We start from the raw sequence: 6,503 nt of genomic DNA, 5'->3' as shown, positions 1-6,503 counted from the left end.
GCGCCGGGTCCCGACGAAATTGTCATGTTCCTAGCCTATGCCAATCGCGGACGCCCTATACCGAGATGCGGCAGCGGGCCGGTCTAGTCTTAGTACATCAAAGGCAGTCTTGTCCGGAGGCTGTGTGAAAACTCGGAATTCTTCATGATTTCGCGCCGCTCGTTTTCGGGAGTTGCTAATTTTGTTGGTTCAGCTCGACGAGAGCGTGCCTAAATCTGGCAATTTTTCGCATTTGTGAAAGCTCTCGATAGTTTTCACACAGCCTCTCCGCGGAGCGGCCGTTGGTGCCTATCGCAGCGAAGGGCAGCTCTGGAGCCTTTCTACGAATTTGTGCAGAGCGCTGAATCCGTCGCAAAGGGCGGGAACCGGAAGTTCGCTACGGTCGTGAGGTGACATATTCAGACAAGCGAAAGAGGTCATTCATTGCGCAAATCTGATAGTCATCATGCCGCAAGTGTCAGCAGTGTTGCGAGGGGATTTTGCAGAATTGGGACGTCGAGTCTAAAGTGGCCGCAAGCCAAAAATCAAAGCAGTTGACCAACATGATCGACGACGTTGACAAGACCCAAAAGCTCATCGCAGAAATGGATGCATATTTGCCTTTCACAGCTAGGCTATCACAAAGCCTAAAGGGTATGATACGGCGACAAGTGGCTCCAATTACTCTGCCAGAACAGTGCCAAGTGGTAGAGGTCTTCTATATGGGCGAAGAAGGTGGCATCTCATGCCGTCTCGACCTCGACGGACAGGGCACCCATGATCCGATTATCGTCTCCATAACCCATCTCAACTTCAACAGGCGATGCCCCCTATACCGTCAAATCGACGGCTATCAAAAGCACCGCGTTAAAAAAATCAAGAAGCAGAACGGGCGTGGCTTCTGACGCCCGCAAACCCGGGTCACCATTTTGAGGGCACACGTCGAATTTTGAATGACTTTGCGCCTATACGGAGGTACGTGCGTAGTGAAAAATGCGGTAAATCATACGTTGATGGTTTGCAGGACCATGTCCGGTCTGGGCCGGACTCGGCCCCGGGACATCATTGTGCCAGATGCCATCAAAAATACCGCTTTAAACGCAGGATCTAACCACTGATGCGCAATTTGGCCCTCATTGCCGCCCTTCTTTTTGCACCCATGCCGGCCATGGCAGAGACAATTACTGGTGTGAGCAGCGTGATAGACGGCGACACGTTAGAGGTTCGGGGGCAGCGGATCCGCTTGCACGGCATCGATGCGCCCGAAAGCCGTCAGATATGCATTCGCGCAGACGGCACGTCATTGCGCTGTGGCCAACAAGCAGCCTTGGCATTATCTGATAGGATCGGGCGGCAACAAGTCTCCTGCCGCGTCCGTGACACGGATCGCTACGGCCGCGCGATTGCTGTGTGCGTGCAGGATGGCAGCGACCTGAATGAATGGATGGTTCAGCAAGGCTGGGCCGTGGCCTATCGTCGGTATTCCCGAGACTATATCCCCGCCGAGGAGGATGCGCGCCGAAGCCGCCGCAATATCTGGTCTGGGCAGTTTGACATGCCGTGGAACTGGCGGCGTGCGCAGCGCGGCGGATGAAGCCCAAAGGCGATAGCCAGACAGAGGTCCTTGCGGGCCTGGTGGAGAGGGTGACGTTCCACAGTCAGGAGTCCGGCTTTTGCGTCTTGCGGGTTAAAGCGCGTGGGCATCGCGACCTTGTTACCACCGTAGGCCATGCCGCCATGATCTCGGCAGGGGAATGGGTCACTGCGTCCGGCGTGTGGATTAACGACCGCACCCATGGCCTACAGTTCAAAACGCAGTTTCTGCGCACCTCAGCGCCGTCATCAATCGACGGGATCGAGAAATATCTTGGCTCCGGCATGATCCGCGGCATTGGAGCGGTCTATGCCAAGCGACTGGTGAAGATGTTCGGCAAGGATGTGTTCGATATCATCGAGGCAACGCCCGAGCGCCTGCGCGAAGTCGAAGGTATAGGCCCCAAACGCGCGGATAAAATCACGTCGGGCTGGGCCGATCAAAAGGTCATCCGCGAGATCATGGTCTTCCTGCACCAACATGCGGTGGGCACGGCGCGGGCCGTGCGGATATTCAAAACATATGGCACCGATGCGGTGCAGGTGATGAGCGAAAACCCCTACCAGCTGGCAAAGGACATCCGGGGCATCGGGTTCCGCACGACGGACATGATCGCGGAAAAGCTCGGGATCGAGAAGACCGCTATGATCCGGATACGGGCAGGCATCTCTTTTGCGCTCAGCGAGGCGATGGGCGACGGCCACTGCGGACTCCCGCGGGCGGACCTCATTGGGTTGGCGGGCAAACTTCTGGAGGTGCCCACGGATCTGATTGAAAGCGCGCTGCGCGAAGAACTGGCCGAGGAGACGGTCACCGCCGATACCGTGGGCGAGGCAGATTGCATCTTTCTGACGGGGCTTTACATGGCAGAGCGTAGCATTGCCGATCAGCTGAAACGCATTCAGCGGGGTGCGCTGCCGTGGCCAGTGATCAATGCGGACAAGGCGCTGCCCTGGATCGAGCAGAAAACCGGCCTGAGCCTCGCAGAGAGCCAAGCCGAAGCCATCCGCCTCGCGCTGAAGTCCAAGGCCATGGTGATCACCGGTGGCCCCGGGGTGGGGAAAACCACCATCGTCAACTCGATCCTGCGCATCCTCGCCGCGAAATCCGTTAGCCTGCTACTCTGCGCGCCCACTGGCCGGGCAGCCAAGCGCATGACCGAAGCCACTGGCATGGAGGCCAAGACCATCCACCGCCTGCTGGAATTTGACCCGAAGGCCTTCGGCTTCAAGCGCAACGAGGAAAACCCGCTCGACTGCGATCTGCTGGTGATCGATGAAAGCTCTATGGTTGACGTGATGCTTATGCAGTCACTGCTCAAAGCTTTGCCTAGCAATGCAGCTCTCCTGATCGTGGGCGACATTGACCAGTTGCCGTCCGTCGGGCCCGGCCAGGTGTTAGCCGACATCATCGACTCAGGCGCCGTGCCAGTAACGCGGCTCACGGAGGTGTTTCGACAAGCGGCGCAAAGCAAGATCATCACTACAGCACACGCTATCAACACGGGTCGCATGCCTGACCTCGCGCCGCCTGAGGACGAGGCGGACTTCTACTTCGTGCCTGCAGCGGACCCCGAGCAAGCCGTGCCCCGCATCGTTGAACTTGTAGCCAAGCGCATCCCCAACCGGTTCGGGTTTGACCCGATCAAGGACATCCAGGTCCTGTGCCCGATGAACCGCGGCGGCGTGGGCGCTCGCTCGCTCAACATTGAGTTGCAGGCGGCACTGAATCCCGCAGGCGACAAAAAGGTCGAACGCTTCGGTTGGACCTTCGCTCCCGGCGACAAGGTCATGCAGCTTGAGAACGACTACGACAAGGATGTCTACAATGGCGATATCGGCATGATCGAAGATATCGACATGGTCGAGGGCGAGGTTGTCGTCGATTTTGAGGGCCGCAGCGTCAACTTCGTCTTCGGCGAACTGGACACTCTGGTCCCGGCGTACGCCGCCACGATCCACAAGAGCCAGGGCTCGGAATATCCGGCGGTGGTGATCCCGGTCATGACCCAGCATTACGCCATGTTGCAGCGCAACCTGATTTACACAGGCGTCACGCGTGGCAAGAAGCTCGTCATCCTTGTGGGTCAAAAGAAAGCCGTCGCGATCGCAGTCAAGAACGTCTCAGGCCGGAGGCGCTGGTCGAAGCTTGATGAATGGTTGCTCGCATAAGCAAGGTAAGTGACTCGGAGCCAGCGCATTCTGGCTGATGTGAATAACGTCTTGAACTGTTCAGTCGTCAAAGGGTTGCTGCCACTAGGCAAGCGCGAACTGGGCAAGAGCAATCAGCGTCCGCCCTGGGCAAGCCGCATTGTGGCATCAGTGATCGTGGTCGAGGACCGGTTTGGGCCGTTCATGTTGGTCGGGGCGAGATCGTTTGGCAGGATCGCTGCGATGCGGCTAACGGCAGCAAGGAGCCCAAATCACACTCATTCTGTGACGTGGCCAATGTCAGTTTTCTTAGTTGCCTCGAAAAACTCGGGACAGAAATGCGATTTGCCGATGGACCGCCTCATCGAATTCAGCGCTTGAGTGCCAAAGCAAACCAAAGTGCCCGCCGTCTATCTCGACGAACTCTTTCTCACCGGCAACCCGGTCGAACACGGCGCGCTGTATCTCGAGGTTACAATGAACCATCTCGTCGTTGCGTCCGACCATCATCTGAACGGGCATTCTCAGATAAGGTGCCGTCACATAGGGGCTGCAAGCGACCGGCGTATCCGGAATGACCCGCGTGACCCAGTTTTCCCATCTACTGCCATGTCGGCCACCGTGTTCGATGAACCACCGGAACGCTTGGATTGGTGTCAATAGGGATGGGGTGTTTAACTGATCAGACGACACGACAGGCATCGGGCCCATTGTCTGTTCTGCTCCACCAGACACATCGCCATTCTCGAAAATCTCTTTCATAACTTCAAGGGCACCATCGTCAGTAAGCCCTTGAGGAAGCGCAACGCCACAAACTGGTATCTGCGCGATTATGGCTGCAATGTCTTCGATCAAACCGCCAGCTACCAAGGCTAGGCCAGCGGAGAAACTGTCCCCCCAAAGGGCGATTGGGTTGTCAGGCTGCTTAACCCGCAAAAATGCAACGGCATCCCGATAGCCGCGTGTTTGTACCCAAGGATTTATTTCCTGCCGAGGTTCGCCACCGCTGAGCCCAAAGTTCTTATGGTCATACAGCAGGACATCAAAGCCAGCCGCAAAGATGGCTTCGGCATATTGGTCGACTGCCATGGTGATCGTCGCGGTTGTTCCGTGCGTCATGACGACGGTCGGTTTCTGCCCGGCTGGATGGCAATAGTGACGCCCCCGCAGCTCCGCTCCTTCTGAGTTGAAACTCACTTCTTGGTACAAGGAACGTCTCCTAGCCACTTACGCAACACTAGTTGGACAATCTCAAAGTACCAAGAGAGTTTCACTGAAAGCTGTCATTGGTGCTTGCGCAGCAAATTAGCACTTTGTCCGCGTTGTGGTCATTTGGCCCAAGAACATGCTGCACGATGCACGAATGGCTGGCCTGGCGAAGCTGCGGCGCAGAATCAGATCGACCGACGAGCGGCAGCTAAGGGCCGGTCGTGTCGCTCGACACAAGGGCGGATTGCGGACTTTCGCCGCAAGTGCGAGACCTCATGGCCCAATTAGTAGAAGCTGACATTCACGCGACCATTAAAGCTCGCTTTTCTCTGCGGTGCCGCAAGGCGGCTTGGAGCCCTGTCTGACCGATGCTACGCTATGGACGAACGGCAGCAATGCGCAGGAAACGGACCGTGCAAGCTTGCTAACCGTGGAGTCCTTCTCGACCTGACTAGACAGAGCTCTGGGTGTCTCCGCGACTACGGACGCCGTTCTGGGAAAATGCTTGATCTTCGCGCCCAATCCGGCGCGATCTGCGACTTACAGCAAACCACTTAAGGAACGTCGGGTTATATTCCTTTGACCGGACACAGCATTGCTCAAATTGGGCTAAAATTAAATTAGGGTTCAATGATTGAGCCCCTGAAAACTCAAACTTTTCGTGACAACAAAATGAGCCAAAATTAATGAAAAGACTTTTCAAATTTGCTTTTTCCCTTGTGCTTAGCAGTGGGTCTGCTTGGGCGTCTCCCAGCTTCGTAAGTGGAAATGAGTTATTGGAAATATGAACGAACAAAAGCGAACAATATTGCGGTGGATACATAGTTGGAACTTTGGACTTGTCCGAAGCCGTAATGGAAGAAGGCAACACGATCAATGGGTTCCAATACTGTGCTCCTTCGTCGATAACCCAAGGACAAGTCGCAGATATTGTTGTCCTCTGGTTGGAACAGAATCCCAGTTTAAGCTGATATACCCCGTGCGGCGTCGCCAGCACATTCTTCAGCGTGTAGCGCATCGTCGCGACATTGGAACCCTCATGCCCAGACAGGCGGCCATTCCTGCGGCAGGGTCGACCCAGGCGCCGCGCGCTGGATGAGGTCGCGCTCGGCGGGATCAAAAGCCACCGGCGGCATCGGCGTTATGTCCTCAGGCGCCACCTCCTGCGCCCCTGCCGCCGCAGGCAGAGACCAGGCCAGGCCCAGCCGTCCGAAAATTCGGGATGTGACTGGGTAGAACCGCGCCAGAGCAGGCATCACCATTAGCCGCCTCCTCGCGCACGGCGACCGTGGTCGCGTAGGCCGAACGACGGGTAAATAACCCATGGGGCGTCGCTAAACATCCCGAAGCACATAGCGATAGAGGGATTTATGGTATTCTTCGTAGCCGTCCACACGCATGAATTCACGCTCAAGCGTCGAGTTCGGATGGGAAGCCTTAACCTTGGCGCGGTCTTCCGGCAGCATCAGCGCAGGCGGCACCTGATGGCGGTTTTCACTCTTTACCTCAATCTACAAAAATAAATTTATCCCCAGCTCGCTTTATCACCTCAATTGCAGCAGCTTGGTTTG

6 protein-coding genes and 1 pseudogene are annotated in these 6,503 nt (G+C 56.4%); 4 read left to right on the top strand and 3 right to left on the bottom strand.

Annotated features, from left to right (window positions below; all coding sequences use genetic code 11):
• Positions 1-542: 542 nt before the first annotated feature.
• From Q1B15_RS17790 to Q1B15_RS17780, 3 genes are all read left to right on the top strand, one after another.
• A complete protein-coding gene (locus Q1B15_RS17790) occupies positions 543-884 on the top strand; it encodes a hypothetical protein (protein WP_299756250.1) in 342 nt (113 codons plus the stop codon).
• A gap of 212 nt (positions 885-1,096) precedes the next feature.
• Positions 1,097-1,573, top strand: coding sequence for a thermonuclease family protein (locus tag Q1B15_RS17785; RefSeq protein WP_299756248.1), 477 nt, complete (start codon positions 1,097-1,099; stop codon positions 1,571-1,573).
• Positions 1,540-3,744 (top strand): ATP-dependent RecD-like DNA helicase, encoded by a 2,205-nt coding sequence (locus tag Q1B15_RS17780; protein WP_299756246.1) that lies wholly within the window; start codon positions 1,540-1,542, stop codon positions 3,742-3,744. The genes Q1B15_RS17785 and Q1B15_RS17780 overlap by 34 nt, the downstream gene beginning before the upstream one ends.
• A gap of 288 nt (positions 3,745-4,032) precedes the next feature.
• On the opposite strand, the gene Q1B15_RS17775 is transcribed toward Q1B15_RS17780, so the two are convergent.
• Positions 4,033-4,932: an alpha/beta hydrolase gene (locus Q1B15_RS17775; protein WP_299756244.1), complete on the bottom strand. Its 900-nt coding sequence runs from the start codon at positions 4,930-4,932 to the stop codon at positions 4,033-4,035.
• An 806-nt stretch (positions 4,933-5,738) separates the two neighbouring features.
• Here Q1B15_RS17775 and Q1B15_RS23545 point away from each other — a divergent pair.
• A pseudogene (locus Q1B15_RS23545) lies at positions 5,739-5,903 on the top strand (Rap1a/Tai family immunity protein); the annotation flags it as partial.
• A 66-nt stretch (positions 5,904-5,969) separates the two neighbouring features.
• Here the strand turns inward: Q1B15_RS23545 and Q1B15_RS17770 are convergent.
• Together Q1B15_RS17770 and Q1B15_RS17765 are read right to left on the bottom strand one after the other, a co-directional pair.
• Positions 5,970-6,194 carry a hypothetical protein gene (locus tag Q1B15_RS17770; RefSeq protein WP_299756242.1) on the bottom strand — a complete coding sequence of 75 codons (225 nt, stop codon included), beginning with the start codon at positions 6,192-6,194 and terminating at the stop codon, positions 5,970-5,972.
• Positions 6,195-6,266: 72 nt separating this feature from the next.
• Positions 6,267-6,398 carry a hypothetical protein gene (locus tag Q1B15_RS17765; RefSeq protein WP_299756240.1) on the bottom strand — a complete coding sequence of 44 codons (132 nt, stop codon included), beginning with the start codon at positions 6,396-6,398 and terminating at the stop codon, positions 6,267-6,269.
• Between the last annotated feature and the right edge of the window lie 105 nt (positions 6,399-6,503).

The organism is uncultured Boseongicola sp., from assembly GCF_937988555.1.
Lineage (GTDB): Bacteria > Pseudomonadota > Alphaproteobacteria > Rhodobacterales > Rhodobacteraceae > Boseongicola.
The sequence above is the reverse complement of the archived record's forward strand: the minus strand, read 5'-3'. Positions and strand labels throughout refer to the sequence as shown.